The 19,598-nt window shown below is 63.3% G+C and carries 11 protein-coding genes and 3 pseudogenes; 7 read left to right on the top strand and 7 right to left on the bottom strand.

The annotated features are described in order from the left end of the window. Positions 1-137 precede the first annotated feature (137 nt). Both I1A62_RS06390 and I1A62_RS06385 read left to right on the top strand, forming a co-directional pair. Positions 138-1,178 (top strand): ABC transporter ATP-binding protein, encoded by a 1,041-nt coding sequence (locus I1A62_RS06390; protein WP_219454838.1) that lies wholly within the window; start codon positions 138-140, stop codon positions 1,176-1,178. After that, positions 1,175-2,020: a crotonase/enoyl-CoA hydratase family protein gene (locus I1A62_RS06385; protein ID WP_219454836.1), complete on the top strand. Its 846-nt coding sequence runs from the start codon at positions 1,175-1,177 to the stop codon at positions 2,018-2,020. Before I1A62_RS06390 ends, I1A62_RS06385 begins: the two co-directional genes overlap by 4 nt. Before the next feature lie 359 nt (positions 2,021-2,379). On the opposite strand, the gene I1A62_RS06380 is transcribed toward I1A62_RS06385, so the two are convergent. After that, positions 2,380-3,078, bottom strand: a complete 699-nt coding sequence (locus I1A62_RS06380; RefSeq protein WP_219455158.1) for an IS6 family transposase — start codon at positions 3,076-3,078, stop codon at positions 2,380-2,382. A gap of 380 nt (positions 3,079-3,458) precedes the next feature. On the opposite strand from I1A62_RS06380, the gene I1A62_RS06375 reads away from it, so the two are divergent. After that, complete coding sequence (locus I1A62_RS06375) at positions 3,459-5,138, top strand: NAD(P)/FAD-dependent oxidoreductase (RefSeq protein WP_219454834.1); 1,680 nt, start codon at positions 3,459-3,461, stop codon at positions 5,136-5,138. A 680-nt stretch (positions 5,139-5,818) separates the two neighbouring features. Here the strand turns inward: I1A62_RS06375 and I1A62_RS06370 are convergent. The 3 genes and pseudogenes from I1A62_RS06370 to I1A62_RS06360 form a co-directional block, all read right to left on the bottom strand. Then, positions 5,819-6,251, bottom strand: a pseudogene (locus tag I1A62_RS06370) (transposase); the annotation flags it as partial. A gap of 147 nt (positions 6,252-6,398) precedes the next feature. Next, positions 6,399-6,647 (bottom strand): helix-turn-helix domain-containing protein, encoded by a 249-nt coding sequence (locus I1A62_RS47110; RefSeq protein WP_374710690.1) that lies wholly within the window; start codon positions 6,645-6,647, stop codon positions 6,399-6,401. Positions 6,648-7,275: 628 nt separating this feature from the next. Then, positions 7,276-7,734, bottom strand: a complete 459-nt coding sequence (locus tag I1A62_RS06360) for a flavin reductase family protein (protein ID WP_257890488.1) — start codon at positions 7,732-7,734, stop codon at positions 7,276-7,278. Between the two features lie 380 nt (positions 7,735-8,114). On the opposite strand from I1A62_RS06360, the gene I1A62_RS06355 reads away from it, so the two are divergent. The 3 genes from I1A62_RS06355 (at position 8,115) to I1A62_RS06345 (ending at position 16,946) form a co-directional block, all read left to right on the top strand. Then, complete coding sequence (locus I1A62_RS06355) at positions 8,115-10,469, top strand: LuxR C-terminal-related transcriptional regulator (RefSeq protein WP_219454828.1); 2,355 nt, start codon at positions 8,115-8,117, stop codon at positions 10,467-10,469. Between the two features lie 148 nt (positions 10,470-10,617). Continuing rightward, positions 10,618-12,051, top strand: coding sequence for an IS1380 family transposase (locus I1A62_RS06350; protein ID WP_219454826.1), 1,434 nt, complete (start codon positions 10,618-10,620; stop codon positions 12,049-12,051). Positions 12,052-13,667: 1,616 nt separating this feature from the next. Continuing rightward, positions 13,668-16,946: a protein kinase gene (locus I1A62_RS06345; protein ID WP_219454825.1), complete on the top strand. Its 3,279-nt coding sequence runs from the start codon at positions 13,668-13,670 to the stop codon at positions 16,944-16,946. A gap of 292 nt (positions 16,947-17,238) precedes the next feature. Here I1A62_RS06345 and I1A62_RS06340 read toward each other — a convergent pair. Then, a pseudogene (locus I1A62_RS06340) lies at positions 17,239-17,760 on the bottom strand (transposase); the annotation flags it as partial. Between the two features lie 96 nt (positions 17,761-17,856). Here I1A62_RS06340 and I1A62_RS46830 point away from each other — a divergent pair. Beyond that, positions 17,857-18,228, top strand: a complete 372-nt coding sequence (locus tag I1A62_RS46830; protein ID WP_308340746.1) for a hypothetical protein — start codon at positions 17,857-17,859, stop codon at positions 18,226-18,228. A gap of 29 nt (positions 18,229-18,257) precedes the next feature. Here the strand turns inward: I1A62_RS46830 and I1A62_RS06330 are convergent. Continuing rightward, positions 18,258-18,665: pseudogene (locus I1A62_RS06330) on the bottom strand (IS701 family transposase); the annotation flags it as partial. 154 nt (positions 18,666-18,819) lie between these two features. Then, on the bottom strand, positions 18,820-19,569 hold the full coding sequence (locus I1A62_RS06325) for an SDR family NAD(P)-dependent oxidoreductase (protein ID WP_257890487.1): 750 nt from the start codon (positions 19,567-19,569) through the stop codon (positions 18,820-18,822). Positions 19,570-19,598: the final 29 nt, after the last annotated feature.

Raw genomic sequence — 19,598 nt, 5'->3', positions numbered from 1 at the left:
CGAGCAGTGACAGGGCGCCCGCACAGTCACTACCTCGTGATCGGCCCGGGTGGCTTCCCGAGCACCACGTGATCGGGAAGTCACCCCAAATCCATTGAACTGTGCGTAGTCAATTCACTTCTCGAAGGAGACACACCATGGGAGTCGAAGTCGAGGTCCAGGGACTGACCAAGTCCTTCGGCAGCCACAAAATCTGGGGTGACATCACGTTGACACTCCCCGCCGGGGAGGTGAGCGTGCTCCTCGGTCCATCCGGCACCGGCAAGTCGGTCTTCCTCAAATCGCTGATCGGACTGCTCCGCCCCGAGCAGGGCTCGATCATCATCGATGGCACCGACATCATGGGATGCTCGAGCAAGGAGCTCTACGAGATCCGCAAACTCTTCGGGGTTCTCTTCCAAGACGGCGCATTGTTCGGCTCGATGAACCTCTACGACAACGTGGCATTCGTCCTCCGTGAACACACCCGACTGGGTGAGTCCGAGATCCGACGCAAGGTCATGGAAAAGATCGAGCTCGTCGGGTTGCTCGGCGCGGAGGAGAAACTCCCCGGGGAGATCTCCGGCGGTATGCGCAAGCGCGCCGGACTGGCCAGGGCACTGGTGATGGACCCGCAGATCATTTTGTGCGACGAGCCCGACTCCGGCCTCGACCCCGTCCGAACCTCGTATCTGAGTCAGTTGCTCATCGACATCAACGCCGAGATCGACGCGACGATTCTGATCGTGACACACAACATCTCGGTCGCGCGCACGGTTCCCGACAACATCGGCATGCTGTTTCGCCGGAAACTCGTGATGTTCGGTCCGCGAGAAGTGCTCCTCACATCCGACGAGCCGGTGGTCGAGCAGTTCCTCAACGGACGGCGAATCGGACCGATCGGGATGAGCGAAGAAAAGGACGACTCCCAGATGCGGGAAGAACAGGCCCTTGTCGACGCCGGTCACCATCACGGCGGAACCGACGAGGTCACCGGCATCGTCCCACAGCTGCAACCCACACCGGGTCTGCCCTTCCGCAAGGCCGCAGCCCGCCGACAGACCAGGGTACGGCAGATCCTGCACACCCTGCCGCCCAACGCGCAGGCCGCCATTCTCGACAGCTTCGAGGCCGACGCCGATCCCAACCTCGTCACCCAAGAGATACCCGCCTACGAGTTCGTGCCAGCCCCATCATGAAGTATCTGTGTTTCACCGTCGAAGTCGATCGGGCTGTTGCTCACATCCAACTGAGCAGGCCCGAAGCGCTCAACACCATGATTCCCGAGTTCTGGAGCGAGCTTCCGGCGATCATTCGTGACCTCAGCAACGACGGGAGCATCCGCGCGGCGGTGCTCTCGTCCACGGGGCGCCATTTCACCGCGGGGATGGATTTGTCCGCGTTTGCCGACCACAACGCGACCGTGGCCGACGCCGGGCGCGCCAATCTCGCGCGGCGGCAACGAGTGCGGGCATTCCAGGATGCATTCACGGCCGTCGAGAAGGCCAGGATGCCGGTGCTCGCTGCGATCCAGGGCGGCTGCATCGGTGGAGGGGTGGATCTCGTGACCGCCTGCGACATGCGCTACGCCTCAGCCGATGCCTTCTTCGTCGTACAGGAGACGAACATCGGACTGGCTGCCGACGCCGGTGTCCTGCAGCGGTTGCCGAAGCTCATCCCTGACGGAATCGCCCGCGAACTCGTCTACACGGGAACCCGAATGCCCGCATCCCGCGCCTATGAGGTGGGCCTCGTGAACCAGGTGTTCGCGGACCGCGAGACAATGATCGAGGAGGTCACCGCGATCGCACGCGAGATAGCACAAAAGAGCCCACTCGCTGTGTGGGGGTCGAAGTCTGCCCTCGTCTACGCCCGCGACCACAGCACCTTGGACGGGCTCGACCGTATCGCAGATTGGAGTGCGGCGACACTCGCGGACAACGACATCACCGAATCGGTGGCCGCTCGGACCGAGCAGCGACAACCGGCATACCGAGATCTGCCCCGGATCGATTCACCAGAACGATTCGCCCGCGACTGAATACACCGACACCTCAAGTCTTCACCACGCGTCCATGCGGCCAGCGGCGAGAAGACACCAACCAAATCCAACAAAGCTGAAAGTCCGCACATGAAGCAGCGAGTCCGCACCCGAAGCCGAAGGCCATCACGCAGAATACCCGCGCAGCCGTCGACGGCACGCACACGGGAGCACAAGCTCACCTATGAAGAAGAGCTAGTGGACTTCGCGTGGCGTTGGCGGCACTGGGACATCCCTCCCGAAGGCGACATGTTCGTACAGTTCGGGCTCAGGCCGGCACTGTCACGTTAATATAAAAGTAAAGCGGCGCAGTTGGTTTGGGGAAGGCTGTTACGGGGACACCGCCGGGCCGTTCACTCTCAGGCGGCGGAATCGATCGCGGTGACTTCCTGCCAGACCGCGAAGCGATCGGTCATCTCGGCACGCCATTCGGGCGCCGAGAGTCTGTGCCTACGGGGCCGGAAATGCGGTGAAATACCCGAGAAAGCGGACAGGAATCGTTGCGCGTGCCCGGGCGATTTGAAGCGCTTCATCGCATGTTCCCGCTGCCTTGTAAGTTGATGCGAGTTCTCGGCTCGATTGTTCAAATACTTCGACCGGCGATGCTCCACCGAGGCCAGGACCTCGCGGTGCGCCACCTTGTAGCTGGCGAGCTTGTCGGTGATGATCACCCGCGGCACGTATCGCAGACCCTTGAGCAGCTTGCGGAAGAACCGATTGGCCGCCACCGCGTTTCGGCGGGACTGGACCAGCACGTCGAGCACGTTGCCGTCCTGGTCGACCGCGCGCCACAGGTAGTGCTGGGTGCCGTTGATGCGGATGAAGACCTCGTCGAGGTGCCACTTCTCACCGGGCCGTGCCCGCCGTCGGCGCAGCTGGTTGGCGTAGGCCTGCCCGAACTTGGCGCACCACCGCCGGATCGTCTCGTAGCTGACCACGACACCTCGTTCGAGCATCATCTCCTCGACCTCACGAAAGCTGAGCGGGAACCGGAAGTACAACCACACGCAGTGGTTGATGATCTCGACCGGGTAGCGGTGGCCTTTGTACGACGGCATTGGGGTGGTCACGCCACATTCTCCCAGCTCCCAGCTTGCCGCGTTCAGCAACGTGACAGCGCCCAATACAGCGCTCAGACCATCGTGCACTGCGAAGTGGTCAGCCTTCTGGTCGCTCGCGCACGCACACTCGTCTCGGGCTTCGAAGTTCCCGAGGAGAACGTCGTCGCTTTCGTGCAACGGCGCGACCGGCTCTGGTCGTCCTGATGGCCGCTGAGCGCCTGTTTCTGTGGGCTTCCAACACAGGTAGGCAGGGGGGTGATCTGCCCCCAGCGCGCAGAGCGCACGAAAGAGATGCTGGTCACATCGCGATGAGAGCACCGATTGCCGGTATCGCGTCCATCGTGCCTCCCTTGGTCAGCCCGCTCAGAAAGGCCGTCATGTCTGACACCCTTATCAATGCTGCCGACGCAGCCGCTGCCGCTCCACATCCTGACTTCGACGCCGTAGTAGTGGGCGCCGGATTCGCGGGCCTGTACGCGTTGCACAAGTTGCGCGATCAGCTTGGTTTACGGGTGTGTGTCTTCGAGGCCGGTAGCGGTGTCGGCGGTACCTGGTACTGGAATCGCTATCCCGGCGCCCGCTGCGACATCGAGAGCATCCACTATTCGTACTCCTTCTCCAACGAACTGCAACAGGAGTGGGAGTGGTCAGAGAAATTCGCCAGTCAGCCTGAAATCCTGCGCTACCTCAATCACGTCGCCGACCGCTTCGAGTTGCACGACGACATCACGTTCGACACTCGCGTGGACTCGGTGGTCTGGGACGACAGCACGGCCACGTGGCAGGTGAGCACCGACACCGGCCACACCGTTAGCGCCCGCTACTTCATCTCCGCCGCCGGCAACCTCTCCGTTCCCAAAGAGCCCGAGTTCGCCGGCACCGACGTCTTCACCGGTGAGCTGTACATGACGGGCAAGTGGCCTCACCACGACGTTGATTTCACCGGAAAAAGAGTCGCCGTCATCGGCACTGGTTCCAGCGGGATTCAGGTCATCACAGAAGTGGCCAAGCAGGCCGAACACCTCACTGTGTTCCAGCGCACCCCCGCCTATGCCACCCCTCTACGCAACGGCCCTGCCGACCCCGACCGTGTCGCCGGGATCAAAGCCACATATCCCGAGATGCGTATGGCCTCGCGCAACACCCAAGGTGGCATCGTCTTTGACCGTGACCCCCTGCCCTCGGCCATGGCCGTGACCCCCGAGGAACGCCGACGCGTCTATGACGATCGGTGGGAACTCGGTGGTTTCCATATTTCCTCGGCTTCATTCAACGACATCGTCACAGACAAAGCAGCCAACGACACCATCTCGAACTATGTGCGCGAGCGTATTCGGGAAGGCATCAATGATCCTGCCCTCGCGGAGAAGCTCGTTCCCACCACCTATCCGTATGGGACGAAGCGGCCAACTTTCGAAGCGGCGTACTACGACGCATACAACCGCGACAATGTGACCCTCGTCGACGTCTCGGACGCACCGATTACCACACTGACTCCCAGCGGATTGCGCACCGCACACGACGACTACGACTTCGACGTGATCATCCTGGCTACCGGCTTCGACGCCATGACAGGGCCTCTATTGAAGATGAACATTACCGGCCGCAACGGACAGAGGTTGGCTGACAAATGGGCCCGTGGACCCCGTACCTTCCTCGGTATTCAGGTCCACGGCTTCCCCAACCTGTTCACCATCACAGGACCCCAAAGCCCCTCTGTCCTGTACAACATGCCGCTCGCAGTGGAGGACCATGTCGACTTTGCGGCGGACGCCATCACCTACCTCTGTGCACACGGCCACAACACGATTGAGCCCACCGCGGAGGCCGAAGACGCCTGGGTGGTCCAGAACAACGCGATCGCGGATCAGTCCCTGTTGCCGGGTACGAATTCCTGGTGGATGGGTGCCAACGTCCCAGGAAAGCCCCGTGTCTGTCTTGTCTTTCTTGCTGGGGCGAACGTCTATCGCGGCATCTGCGAAGATGTTGTCAACAGCGGCTACCACGAATTCTCACTCACTCTCGAAGGGCAACCAGTACGCGAGACGGTCGGCTGACAACGCCGTCACACTCTGCTGATCGGCGGCCCGCGCCGCAGTCGGGTTCACTGCATTCTTGCTGTCACAGGTTTGTCGACGTGGAGCCCGACCATCGAGAGCCTTCCCAATCTCCGACTGGGCGGTTACTTGATGTTGATCGGGCTCCTCGTCGTGCTCGCCGACAACGTCTACAAAGCACTCCGCCAAGTACCCACTGCGACGACCTCTCGGCCCAGCAGTCAGAACCGCTCCAGGTCATGCCGGCTGTGGTCGCGATCGCTTCAGAAATTGGCTCAACCTAAAAATTCTATGCACTACATACGATTCCGCTATTCGGGTCAACACAGTCGACGGGATCGGCGGTGGGCCTGTCCATATAACGGTGTAACTGGTTGATTTGTAGCATATTAGTTGCGTGGAAACAGAACGGGGCTGAGAGGATCTCGGCCAAGATGACCACGGAACTGGGAGGCAGTTTTGGGAACGGCGGTGCAGCCCGCACATCGCCGGATGACCCACTCATCTCCCGCGTGAGGTCGCATACGTCAGCACGGGCGCCGGGCACCCCCCGCTTCACAGCACGACCACCGGTCGCCAGGCCGCACACCCATACGCTCACATTTCGGCGAGCGGCGTGAAGTCATGCCAGAGCGCCCGCTTGACAACACCTATAGCCGGCTACGTGCAGGGAGGACCCCCACCGGGTACACAGGATCCAGCGGGTTCTGCCACTCGGCCATGCCGTCCATCACCCGTTCGGTGATCGTCGAGATCGTCTGCTTGGACACCTCGGCTCCGTTCGCCTCGGCCATGTGCGCCGAGATCTCACCATGTCCTCCACCCCGGTCAGCCGCCGCTGCCGCTTGGCCACGATCTTCGGCTCAAAGGAGGATTCCCGGGCAAAGGGCACCTCCAGCTCGACCTGGCCGGTCTCGGTCAACACGGTCTAGGCTCGCCTACCGTTGCGGGAGTTGCCCCGGCCTGCGGGGTCGCTCGTGCCATAACCGAGGTGATCGTCCATCTCGCCTTCGAGCGCGGACTCCACCACGAGCTTGGTCAACTTCGCCAACAACCCACCGTCGCCGGTCAACTGCACCCTTCGGCCCGCGCCTGCTCGACCCGCTCCCTCAGCCGCGCATCGCTGGCCCTGGATAAACCGGGTTCATCTCTGGCTCAAGCAATCACATCAGTCATAGTGGCGTATCTCCTTTCAGAGTTACACCGCTGTTCTTACAGTCCTTCGGCGCTTACACATAGGCCGCCCCGATGCGGCGAACATCACCGCTTGGACTTGTGCAACGTCTCGCTGGGAAGCTCTCCGAACTGTGAGCGGTAGGTTTGCGAAAATCGGCCGAGGTGGCGATATCCCCAGCCATGCGCAATGAGCGCGACAATGTGGTCGGTAGGGTTCGCGGACACGAGGTCGTGATGTGCCCGGTGAAGTTTGGTCCGTCTGAGGTAGTTCATCGGCGAGATGTTCAGATGACGTTGGAATCCCTCCTCCAGAGGCCGCACGCTAGAGTGCACTCTGGCGGCAAGCTCCCCACGGTGCCAATTGCCCTTGGTTCGGCATCGATCAACTCTTGCGCGGCTCGGAGAGCACTCGAAGGGGCGGGCTTGATCGGACCTCGCATGGCGTGGAGATAATTGTGTGGTTGAGACACCAGCAACGACATGGCAACAAGACCCGACAATAAAGCGGCGGCGACTGGATCAAGGATTAGTCCTCCCGGTTCAATCGCTTCAGCATGCAGCATCCGAAGCGCGCGGCGCAGTGATGCTGTGTGTTGAGCGGCAAGGTCGAGTTCAAGACGAAAGCGAATGGGTTCAGTGGGCGCCCTCCCCATCAGCTGCATCAGCTTCTGCTCGAGTGCGCGCTGTTCGGGCGCCGCCCGAACATCTCAGCTGCCTGCGGGATCAGCAGACGATCACCCGTGGGGCAGGAATTGCCATCTGCAGAAATCCTGATGAATAGCGGATAGCCCACGCCGTCTGCCTGGTCGACGCTGTGGCAACTGCAAAGACGATCGCAGCTCCTTGCGCGTGCAATGATGATCACGCGCCCCGCGGCGAGTGGTCCAACACTTCCGGATACCTCACGTGTCAGGGTAGGGCCATTCGATGACCGGCTCGGCAACAGTCATGATCGCACGTCCTACCCCGGCGTCTGGACGAGGTGCGCGAGATCGAGGAAATCTCTGCGGAAGTACACGAGTGGAAGGGTGGCTCGCTGTACGGCCGAGGCAATCACCTCACCCACCACCTGAATATGGTCGCCGAGCTGCTGTGTCGAGTGCATCCGGCACTGCAACGCAACAAATGCGTCAGACAGGATCGGGTCACCGGTGCTCGAAGGAGCCCAGTCCACATCGGCGAACCGGTCTCCCTGTCGCGAGAACGCACGGCACAGGGCGCCGTTGTCGTGACCTAGAATGTTGACGACAAAGGTCGGCGACCCCAGCATCTTCGGCCACGTGGTCGATGCGTTGTCCACGAAGAACGTAATCATGGCCGGTTCCACGGAGACCGCGGCAAACGAGCCGACTGTCAGCCCGACGGCCCCACCTTCCCGGGTTGTCGTGACGATCGCGACCGGCGTGGGCACGTGCCGCATTGCCCGCCGAAAGTCGTCGGACCGCAGCGCTTGTGATGACGTCATCGGACGATGGCCTTCCTGTGGATTGTGAGAGAGCGATTCCCTAACTGGACCTTAGGAATAAGCCGATCGGCGCACTGGCCGCTGATCGCGCTTTCCTATCCAGATAGCGCGGTTCCTCGACGGTGCTGTGCTCACGGGCACTGAACCGTTGACGATCGGCATTCCACGCTCTCCGCTACCCGCATACAGCAGGCGAGGGAGCGGCGCTTTTCATCCATGCATTGCTGCTTGTGTGAAACCAGCATCGCGGTCATCGATACCCGTTCGCATGGGGGAGATCACCCCATTACCTGCCTGTGTTGACAGTCACAGCCCCAGCGGTATGGGGTGAGCATATGCAAGCTACAGACCCACCCGCCGACTCCATCGGTTCCCCGAGACCTCCCCGTGCCGCCCTCACCAGCTTCGTCGGACGCCGACGGGAACTGTCCGACGTCAAACGCCGACTGACGGAAACACGCCTGGTCACCTTGGTCGGACCCGGCGGCGTGGGAAAAACCCGCATCGCGCTCGAGATCGCGGAACGCTCTCGGCGCGGCCTCCGCGATGGTGTGTGGATCGTGGAGCTGGCCAGTCTCAGGGATGCTCTTCGACTATCCCAGGTGATCGTCTCCGCCCTCGATCTGCCGGACCAATCGAACCGCGATCCGCTGGACAAGCTCGTCAGCTTCCTGCTCGAACGGCAGCTGATGATCGTGCTCGACAATTGCGAGCATCTCCTGCAGGACTGCGCGCGGGTGGTCGAAACGCTATTGAGCGCCGCCCCGGGCCTTCGCATCCTCGCCACCAGCCGCGAGCCCCTCGGCATCCACGGGGAAGGCATCTGTGTCATACCTCCCCTGACCACCCCGTCCGCCCGGCACTCGCACACCGCCAAGGCGGTCATTCACTACGAGGCGGTCAGCCTCCTCGTCGACCGCGCCCGACACGTCCTTCCTGACTTCGAGGTCACCAACGAAAATGTCGAGGCAGTGGTCCAACTCTGTGAACGCCTCGACGGGATCCCACTCGCCATCGAACTCGCGGCCACCCGATTGAGGTCGCTGTCGGTCACCCAGATCGTCGAGCGCCTCGACAAGCGGTTCACCCTGCTGACCGGCGGTGATCGGGTCGCCATGCCGCGGCAGAAAACCCTGCGGGCTCTCATCGACTGGAGTTTCGACCTCTGTACCGAGCATGAGCAACTGCTGTGGGGCAGGCTATCGATTTTTCCCGACAGTTTCGACCTAGACGCCCTGGAAGAAGTATGTGGATTCGCGCCGCTGATTGCCGAATCGCTCATCGACCTCCTGGATCGATTGGTAGCAAAGTCGATCGTGCTCACCGAACGGACCGGCGAACGGGTTCGATACCGGCAACTGATGACCATCCGGGAGTACGGCGCGGAAGTACTCGAGCCATCTGGTGAGTTCTCGACCCTCAAACGGCGCCACCGCGATCACTACCTTCGTAAGGCCGCTGTGATGGTCGAACGCTGGTGTGGACCGGGCCAGGCCGACGCACTGGCGGTGATGACCGAAGACCACGCGAACCTGCTGTCCGCCCTCGAATGGTCCGCCCATACCGACGGCGAAACCGGGACTGCCGCGGAACTCGCATCTCTGCTCCGATACCACTGGGTTGCCGGCGGCCATCTCAGCGACGGTCGCCGCTGGCTGGATCAGCTCCTCGATACCGAAGCAATGTCCACAAGCCAACGCGGGCAGGCGTTATGGGTCAGTGCCTGGATCGCACTCATGCAGGGCGATACTGACGACGCAGTCGAGAAGCTGATCGAGTGTGAAGAAATCGCCGATACACTCGGCGACCGCAAGATGGGGGCGCATGCCACTCAATGGCGAGGGTTACACGACTTCGCCACCGGCGATGTCACCGGCTCGATCACGCGCTACGAGAAAGCCATCAAAATCCACACCGACTTCGCCGATACCGCGTCGGTACTGACCGCCTTGTTCCAGCTCGCGAGTGCTCAGACATACAACGCCCAAGATGAGGCAGCACTGAAGACCTGCCGACGAGCGATCGAGATGAGTGAGCAACTCGGCGAACAGTGGAATCGCTCCTATGCCTTGTGGATCACCGGCCTGTGCCACTGGCGGCGCGGCGAACCCGAATCGGCGAAAACGGCTGCCCTCCAAGCGCTCCGACTCGAAAGGGTATTCAAAGACAGCATCTGCACCGCACTGACGATCGAACTCCTGTCCTGGATCGCTGCATCGGCAGCAGAATTCCAGACCGCGGCCGCCCTCGCCGGTGCCGCGGCCGCGGTGTGGGCAGGGCTCGGGACCGACGTCAAAGCCTTCGGGCAGCCCCTGCACCAAGACTCGGTCCACTCGGCGCAGAAAACCTCGGAGGCACTGGGAGAGCATGCCGTCACGGCGCTGGCGCGGCGGAACGCGACCATGACCCTCGACGCCGCAGTCTCGTTGGCCTTGGGCCGGCCCGATCAAACCCGCAGTGACAAGCCAACAGAGAAATCCCCCTTGACCAAACGCGAGAATGAGATCGCGAACTTGGTGGCAGAAGGATTGAGCAACCGCGCCATCGCGGAGTCGTTGGTGTTATCTACCCGTACCATCGACGGCCACGTCGAACGAATACTCACCAAACTCGACTTCGCATCACGCACCCAAATTGCTTCGTGGATCGCTTCCCAACGGGGGAGATCCAGTAGGACACGGTCGGGGTGAAGTGGACGTGAAAACGTGGGTGCTTAGCCCGGATACACCGATTCGGTTGGGGTGGCGAGCGGGTCGTAACGACGAAATGCCCTGCCGTAGTGGAAGAATCGATCTTGTCTAGGGATCAGTTCACACCACACCGGAGGGCATCTCGCAGATGCAACTATCTCACACCCGGCCCGTCGCCGCGGCGAGGTTCGACGACCCGAATCTGATGTCGACCGCGGGGCTGGTCCCGGTGATGGCGTTGGCGCAGGCCAGCGGCCTGCTCACCCTGGCCGATCAGCACCTGAGCGTGCCGACCGACAAAGGTGCCCACGCCGGCTACAAGGTCGGGTCCCTGATCGGTGGGATGGTCGCCGGCGCCGACAGCATCGCCGACCTGGCACTGTTGCGGCACGGGGCGATGGGGACCGTCTTCGACCGCCCCTATGCACCGTCGACCCTGGGATCGTTTCTTCGCCAGTTCAGCTTCGGACACGTCCGGCAACTCGACGCCGTCGCCTCGCGGTTCCTGGGCAACCTCGCCGAGAAGACCCCACTGGTCCCCGGCATCGACACCGGGCGAGTCCTGGTCGATATCGACGATTCGATCATCGAGGTCCACGGCCACGGCAAACAAGGCTCCGGCTACGGCTACTCCGGCGTGCGCGGACTCAACGCCCTCATCGCCACCGTCACCACCGAGACCGCTGCGCCGGTGATCGTCGGCCAACGCCTGCGCCGAGGAGCGTGCGGCTCCGCACGTGGGGCCGCCCGGATGGTCTCCGATGCGCTGGCCACCGTCGACCGGCTGCGTTCCCAGGCCGGCGGGGCGGATGGCCACGGCGCGTCTAAGCCCCTGGTCCGCGGCGACTCCGCTTTCTACGGCTATCCCACCATCGGGGCCGCGCTCCGCGCCGGCGCCGATGTCTCGGTGACCGTGCGCCTGACCTCCACCATCAAACGTGCGATCGCCTCCATCGGCGACGACGAGTCCTCGTGGACGCCGATCCAGTACACCGACGCCCTCTACGACGAGGGCACCGACACCTGGATCTCGCGGGCGGAGGTCGCCGAGATCCCGTTCACGGCGTTCGCCTCCCAGAAGAAGGCCCACCACGTTGCGGGACGGTTGGTCGTGCGGCGTATCCCCGACCTGCGACCGAAGAAAGACCAAGGTCAGGGCACGTTGTTCGACATCTGGCGGTTCCACGCGTTCTTCACCACCACCGACCCCGACGACCTCGATACCGTCGCCGCCGACAAGACTCACCGCCAGCACGCCATCATCGAGCAGGTGCACGCGGACCTGAAGAACTCCGCACTCGCCCATCTACCGTCGAACTCGTTTCCGGCGAACGCCGCGCGGCTCGTCTGCGCGGTGATGGCGTTCAACCTCACCCGCGCCGCCGGTACCCTCACCAGCGATCCCAAACTGACGAAAGCGACGACCGGCACCCTCCGCCGCACCATTGTCTCGGTCCCCGCCCGCGTCGCCTCCTCGGCGAGACGGTTGACGCTGCACCTCCCGCAGAACTGGCCGTGGGAAACAGCGTGGCACAACTTGTTCGACAACACCTTCGGTCGCGCACACCCGATCGTCGCCTAACGCCCAGGACATCTGCCCACCCTCAACGCGAAAGCCCCAGTGGAACAACCCGACACGAGAGGTCGGATGCTCAACCATGCCCACACACCGTCCCATGCCACCCAACGAAACTCGCTGCGATCAGGCCAGCGAATCGGTGCATCCGGGCTTAGTGGTCTGATTCATAAGCTCGTCGGGGGGTTGTTGACAAGCGGTCGGGTCGCCGAGGCACAGCCCACAGGCGCAGTCGAGTGCGTCCTCGGGACTGCCGACGAAGTTTGCGTTGGGCAGGACCGAGTCCTGGTACTTGCCGCTGCTGCCGAGGTAGATCGCGAATCCCCACACACTGGCGGATCCGCGATCTACCGCATTCGCATCGGATTCATTGTCCCGTCGGTCAGCACGCCGTCGACGTATGCGAAGTTGCTGCAGAATCGGGTGTTGATCGTGGCCAGTTGCGGCCATCTGGTCCGGGCCCGATCCAGCAGTTTCCAGCGCAGCGAGCTCCTTCGTCGATCCGGTAGCGGCTGCCGGGTACCAGCGCGGACGACACGTTTGCCATACACAAGGTCAACGACACTTTCGATCTCGTCTGGTCTACGAGGAGGCCTTGCAGAAGCTCGGCGTTCATGGAGCACCGGTCAGTCCTTCGGCGGCATGCTGGCTGCCGAGCTCACCTCCTGCTTCCTGGACTTGTTCGGCCAGGAAACACTCATTGGTCCGGCAAGCCTGTGGTCCGCCGACAACCCTGGACGCTCGAAGTGCTGACCGCGCCGTGGCCCTTGCCGAACCTCCTGTGCAGTGATCCCTCTGCGGAACGCCCCCAAGCGATGTGGGCGCTTCCGGAAGACCCCGGCCGCGGCCGTTGATGCTATGGCCCACCTGACCTGGACCATGGATTGCGGTGCGGAGTTCCTCTGGCCTGTACTCGACCACGGCGTGTGACGACGTGACCGATCACGGCCCCGGTCCTCGTGATTTGGGGTGAGGACGACCGAATAGTCCCCCGTCCTACGCGCACGAGTACTCCAGCGGATCCCCGGAAGCACCGTTCACGTCCTGCTGGGATCGGGGCTCATCCCCCAAGTCGAGCAAATGGAGGCGACGCTCGAGTTGGTGTGGTCTGCCTTCCTCACCAACCGCAGAGGGACAAACGTTGCACCGGTGCTGATGGAGGCCATCAAAACCGGTCCCAGACAGCGAGCAGCACCTCGAGTTCGCCCTGGCGTACTGCTGGCGTGTGGGCACGTTCGACGGAGCTGAGACGAAGCGCGCCGTCCTCTATGCCGATGAGGAGGTCTTCCTCATGCCCTGCGTGTCGGTTCACGACGCCAATCACGCCTCATTAACGCGCCCGCTTCGTCCCGAAGGTTTCTTCAGGAAGGGCGGGATGCGTAATCCAGTCTGCGTTTGACTCCATGTTCACCACCTAGCGCGCCCGGGGGGTGCGACGATCCTGCGAGTTTCGGCGGCCGCCGCGCTGTTCTATCGCGTGGACTGCCCGAAGGTCGCGCGGGCCTGCTGGGACGTCTTGCGCAGGCCGGGCCGGGCAGCGATATTCTTGGGTACATCGTCGAGAGGTGAGCAGTGTGGCATTCGTTTGGCTGTGCCTCGAGCGGGATGAATCGATGTAGTCGATGACGGACGTCGATCCGTTCGGGACGCAACGCGACGTGTCCGGTTCGGTCACCGCGGAGTTGGCGGCGGCCGGATTCGAGGATGCCCAGGAGATCGGCCGCGGTGGATTCGGCATCGTGTACCGGTGCACCCAGGCTGCCCTCGACCGCACCGTGGCGGTCAAGGTTCTCACCGCCGACCTCGACGAGGAGAATCGGGCACGGTTCCTGCGTGAGCAGCGTGCGGCCGGCCGGCTGACCGGTCACCCCAACATCGTCACTGTTCTCCACGCCGGTGTCACCGAGAACGGTCGGCCGTTCATCGTGATGCCGTATCACGCCGAGGGGTCGCTCGACGAGCGGATCCGGCGCCAGGGGCCGCTCCCCCTGGACGAAGCGTTGCGACTCGGGGTGAAGATGGCCGGCGCCCTCGAAACTGCCCACCGGCTCGAAATCCTACATCGCGATGTCAAGCCCGGGAACATCCTGTTCACCGACTACGGCGAGCCTGCGCTGACGGATTTCGGCATCGCTCACATCGCCGGTGGGTTCGAAACCACCGCCGGCGTCGTGACGGGTTCGCCTGCGTTTACCGCCCCCGAGGTGGTGGCCGGTGAGCCCCCGAGTGCTGCTGCCGATGTGTACGGCCTCGGCGCCACCCTGTTCGCGGCGATCACCGGTCATGCGGCGTTCGAACGCCGCAGCGGTGAGCAACTGGTGGCACAGTTCCTGAGGATCACGTCCGAGCCGGTTCCGAACCCGCGCGAACACGGCATTTCCGAGGACGTCAGCGGTGTCATTGAACGTGCCATGTCCGCCGAGGCAGGTGCCCGCCCTTCCGCGGTGGAACTGGGTCGGCAACTCCGCGAGTCCCAACTGCATTACGGCTTCCCAGTCGACGAGATGGCAATACACACGGCACCAGGGGAAGTGCAGGGAGGAACCGCGGCGCGTCTCGCGGAAGAGGACGCGGGGCGTCGGCCGTCGTGGTCACCGGCGGATTCGGGGCGAACGGGTGGACTACCGCTGGAGCTGACCAGTTTCGTCGACCGACGCACGGAACTGGCCGAGGCGACCAACTTGTTGTCGACGGCGCGGCTGGTGACGTTGACCGGAATCGGCGGGGTGGGAAAGACCCGGCTTGCTCTACGCGCAGCCACCAAGGCGAAACGAAACTTCTCCGACGGTGTGACGCTGGTGGAACTGGTTGAGCTGCGCGACGATACGCTGCTGGCGGGCCTGGTCGTGGTCGCGCTGGGGTTGCGCGACCAGTCTGCGCGACCTTCGCACGAGGTGCTCGTCGAGTTCCTTGCCCCGCGTGAAGTGCTGCTCGTGCTGGACAACTGCGAGCAGGTGGTGGCCGCGGCCGCGAAACTCGCCGAAATCCTGCTGCGCGCGTGCCCTCGGCTACGAATTCTCGCGACGAGCCGCGAACCGCTCGGAATCGGCGGGGAAACGGCGCTGCTGATTCCCCCGCTGCCCGTCCCGGATCCCGATCACCTGCCGAAAGGACTGCCCCGCAACGATGCGGTCACCCTCTTCGCGGAACGCGGCGCCGCCGTGGTCCCGGGATTCGAGCTCGCCGAGGAGAACAAGGTCACCATCGCCCGAATCTGTCAGCGGCTGGACGGGCTGCCGCTACCGATCGAACTGGCGGCGGCCCGGCTTCGCGCGATGACGCCCGACCAGATCCTGCAGCGCCTCACCGATCGTTACCTGCTGCTCACTCGTGGCAGCAGGGACGCGCCGTCCCGGCAGCAGACGTTGCGGATGTGCATCGACTGGAGCTTTGACCTGTGCACCCCTGCGGAGCAACGGATGTGGGCGCAGCTCTCAGTGTTCGCGGGCAGTTTCGAACTCGAGGCCGCGGAACAGGTCTGCGATGGTGACGACGCAGACGACCTCCTCGACACGGTGACGTTCCTCGTCGACAAGTCGATCCTGACGAGAGAAGAGTCGGGTTCCGCGGTGCGGTTCCGAATGCTCGAGACCGTCCGCGCCTACGGACGGGAAAAGGCGCAGGAGAGCGGCGACTACCTCGCGCTTCAACGTCGGCACCGCGACTGGTGTGAGCGGCTGGCGGTCGAGGCGGAAACCGAATGGATCAGCTCCCGGCAGCTCGCGTTGATCGCCAGATTGGCTCGGGAACAACCAAATATCCGCGAGGCGCTGGAGTTTTGTGTTTCCAACAGTCCCGAGGTCGGGCTACGGATTGCTGCCGCACTGTACCCGTTCTGGCTTTCCCAGGGTTTGTTCAGCGAGGGACGGCGGTGGCTCGACCGTCTTCTGGCATACCGGACGGGCGAATCTACTGTCTACAGAGCCAAGGCGCTCTACGGCGCGACTGTTTTGGCCGGGGTGCAGGCCGACCTTCGCGCGTCGGCTGCCTGGGTGGAGGAGGGGCGTGCGCTCGCCATCCAGACGACCGACCCGGCGTTTCACGCCCATATCGACCTCGCCGCTGGTCTTCTTGCACTATTCGAAGGAAAGCCGTCCGAGGCATTCGCGTATCTCGAGAATGCCCTCCACGTATACACGTCGCCCAACGACCTCCTCTTCCAGGTCGTTGCCATGGGAGTCCTTGGTGTGACGCACGAAATACTCCACGACTCGGAACGAGCCATCGATTGCCACGAGCGCGTCCTCGCGATCACCGAGGCGCAAGGCGAATCGGTGTATCGGTCGTATTCGCTGTGGGCGCTGGCAGTCGCGGTATGGCGGCACGGTGATAGCGCACGGGCGGTGCGGCTACTCGTGCAAGCGCTGAAGGTCGACCGGCTGGCAAATCACCGACTCAATGCCAGTGTGTGCCTGCAGGCGCTCGCATGGATCGCCGCCGAGGATCAGAATTTCGAGCGTGCGGCCGTGTTGACCGCGGCCGCTGAGGGGCTCAGTCGGTCACTGGGGAGTCCAACGGTGTTCTTTCCGGGCCTGCTCGTGTACCAGGACGAGTGCGAACGCCGGACCCGACAGGCGATGAGCGAGCAGGTATTCGATGCCTCTCGCCGAAAGGGCGGAGCGCTCGGTCTCGACGCAGCCGTCTCCTATGCGCTGGGCGAGCCGCTTCCGATTCCGCGTCCGACGACGCCCGCAGCCGGGTTGTCAAGCATACTGACTAAACGCGAGCGCGAGGTCGCCGACCTGATCGCCGAAGGGCTGACGAACAGGGAGATTGCCGCTCGTCTGGTGATCTCGCCCCGCACCGCACAGGGACACGTCGAACACCTTCTGCATAAGCTGGGATTTACCTCCCGGGCACAAATTGCGGTGTGGGTTGTGCAATCGAAAATCGATTCCTGATGGCAGGCTCATGTCTTTGACGCATCGCGAAAGAACCGCGTCGGCGGCCTGCAAGGGGTTCTATGGCCTCCGCTTCGCTCAGCCGCGCGACCGACGGTCCGAGGGAAGGTCATTGCGGGACGTGGCAAAGGTCGGGTCGGGATGGATTTTCCGAGGATGTATACGGCGAAATTGGTTAGGAGTCCCAGATGGCCAAGCATATGGCACAGGCCGTCGCTGTCACAGGTGTAGCTCTGCAGAGTGAATTCCAGTGAACTTCGCAACACCCGACACAAATCGGAGGTTGTGATGCACGACTAGACGACTGCCACCCATCATGCATGTCGGCCAGGACCGCACCGACGAGTCGGACCACGGCCGCCTCGTTCGTAAGATGCCCACGATACGGGCTCTGCGCTTTGATCTCCTTGTTTACCCGCTCCAACGGATACGTCGACCACATCTTCCACCATCACGCCCACGAAAATGTGCTGAACGCCAATACCTCTGACTTCGCCTGGTCCATCAAGGGACCGATCTTGAGGAACCGGCCGGCCAACTGATCACGGACCTCGTCCCACGTCGAGGCCGCGGTCGCGGGATCGGGCTGGGCGAAGATCGTGCGAAACACCGCGGCGACCATGTCGGAGTGCGACTCGGGGCCATGCGCCAGCAGGTTTCGCGCCAAATGCACCCGACACCGCTGACGCCCAACCACCGAACGGGCGCCGCAGTGCCGCGACCGAGCCCGGCATGCTGGTCACTGATGACGAACCGGACGCCGGACAGGCCGCGTTTCTTGAGCGCGGCGAGGAAAGCCGCGCCAGAACACCTCGGTACCTGGGTGGAGCATCAGCCCGCCGACATCGGCAGGCGACGAGTGAAGGGTCGCGCGTTCGGTCACATCGCCCGGTCATGGCCGACGACGGGGGTGTTCTTCGGCTCGACCATCCTCGACACCGGTGCGCACCACACTCTTCTCAGCCGCGCCTTGAACAACCTCTACAACGGACCGATCACGCTGTTTCACAACCGCGGCGACGACCTCGACTGTCTACACGCGGCTCTGGCCGCGGCGTTCGAGGAGGTCGAGATCACCGTCGTCGACGCCGTCGCGGTCTTCGCCGACCACCGGCCGCGGTCGCCTGGGCAGCTGATACGGCTTGCGGGAACGCCGGGCCGAACATGTGAGGCCGGCGCGAACACACACCCCGCTGCGCCTGATCCGCGGACGCCGCCTGTCAACGAGAGGAACCCCAAGTGCCGACACCCGAAACTGACGACCAGAAGATCGTCAGTCTGAACGCCGTGCGGCAGAGGAGAACCGATGACCTACTCTCCGGCCACATATCCCTTCACCGCTTCAGTTTTCGTCCCGGCCAGCCAGGCGAGGGCGAGCATCGACAAGGTGGTGTGGGCGTACCAGGGCCGGTAGGTGCGCACCTGATACTGGTCCAGGCCTGCCTCGTTCTTGGCCTGCTGCAAACACTCCTCGACCCGTCACCGTGATCCGGCGATGGCGGCGAGTTCGGTGAGCGTGGTACGCCGGCGTCCGGCGCAGATGTAGTACGCAATCTCGGTCGGATCCGATAGTGATCGGCGGGCGAGCAGCCAGTGCCCACGGCCGGGTGCTCAGGCCCAGGAGTACTCCCGCGGGCCGTGAGCGCCGTCGCCGGCGGAGGTCCGGCGGCACTGCTTCGCCGGGACCGCGGCGATCATCTCGTCGGCCCGGCAGGTGCGCACTTCATGGACGCAACCGGCCGCGTCGAGGCACAGGCCGTGCTCCGCCGCGTACCGGGCCCTGTGGAGGGTGAGATTGACGTCGTGGGTCAACGAGGCGGTCACCGGCCGGCCGATGCGGATGCCCCCTCGGCGGCGGCGGTCACGGTCGCCGTTAGAACGAGACGTAGGGAGCGTGGGCGAACAACCCACCGTCCACGCAGAGGTTCTGGCCGGTGATGTACCGAGCCTCGTCCGACGCGAGAAAGGCCACCGTCGAGGCGATGTCCTCTGGGGTGCCCAGTCTCTCGGTCAGCAAGGTGGGTGCCATGCTCTCGACGAGTTGCGGAGCAACCCTCAGCAACGCGGGCGTTACGACTATTCCTGGCGAGACCGAGTTCGCCCGGATGTTCTGTCGGCCGTACTGAGTGGCGATGTATTGAGTAAGCGCCACGATGCTCGCTTTGGAGCCGCCGTAGGACGTCTGAGTAAGCTGGCCGGCGAAAGCCGAACTCGACGCGGTATTGACGATCACCCCACCACCGTTCTCGATCATGGTGGGTAGCGCAGCACGAGAACAGACGAAATAGGCGCGCGCGTTCAGGTTCATCGCCGATTCCCACATCGCGAGGGGTGTGTCGACCACGGTGGTGTCTTCGCGGCCGACTGCGCCTGCGTTGTTGTGCAGAATGTCCAGCTTTCGGAAACGAGCCACGACGGCTGCCACCATGTCGGTGATCGATTCCGGATCCATCGCGTCGTAGTGAAACGGCTGAACTCTGTCTCCGAGCTCGTCCGACAGCCTTCGTGCACCGTCCATGTCGAGATCGCCGACTGCAACCAGCGCACCCTCGCCGTGTAGGCGCGTCACCGTCGCGGCGCCGATACCCGAGGCACCTCCGGTCACCAGAGCTACCTTGTCCATCAATCCACGCATAGTGCCCGTCCAATCTT

Source organism: Rhodococcus sp. USK10 (assembly GCF_019378875.1).
Lineage (GTDB): Bacteria > Actinomycetota > Actinomycetes > Mycobacteriales > Mycobacteriaceae > Rhodococcus_F > Rhodococcus_F pseudokoreensis.
The sequence above is the reverse complement of the archived record's forward strand: the minus strand, read 5'-3'. Positions and strand labels throughout refer to the sequence as shown.

Coding starts and splice junctions, on each gene's coding strand:
- I1A62_RS06390 (WP_219454838.1), top strand. CDS start 138: ATGGGAGTCGAAGTCGAGGTCCAGGGACTGACCAAGTCCTTCGGCAGC.
- I1A62_RS06385 (WP_219454836.1), top strand. CDS start 1,175: ATGAAGTATCTGTGTTTCACCGTCGAAGTCGATCGGGCTGTTGCTCAC.
- I1A62_RS06380 (WP_219455158.1), bottom strand. CDS start 3,078: ATGCCGTCGTACAAAGGCCACCGCTACCCGGTCGAGATCATCAACCAC.
- I1A62_RS06375 (WP_219454834.1), top strand. CDS start 3,459: ATGTCTGACACCCTTATCAATGCTGCCGACGCAGCCGCTGCCGCTCCA.
- I1A62_RS06360 (WP_257890488.1), bottom strand. CDS start 7,734: ATGCGGCACGTGCCCACGCCGGTCGCGATCGTCACGACAACCCGGGAA.
- I1A62_RS06355 (WP_219454828.1), top strand. CDS start 8,115: ATGCAAGCTACAGACCCACCCGCCGACTCCATCGGTTCCCCGAGACCT.
- I1A62_RS06350 (WP_219454826.1), top strand. CDS start 10,618: ATGCAACTATCTCACACCCGGCCCGTCGCCGCGGCGAGGTTCGACGAC.
- I1A62_RS06345 (WP_219454825.1), top strand. CDS start 13,668: ATGACGGACGTCGATCCGTTCGGGACGCAACGCGACGTGTCCGGTTCG.
- I1A62_RS06325 (WP_257890487.1), bottom strand. CDS start 19,569: ATGGACAAGGTAGCTCTGGTGACCGGAGGTGCCTCGGGTATCGGCGCC.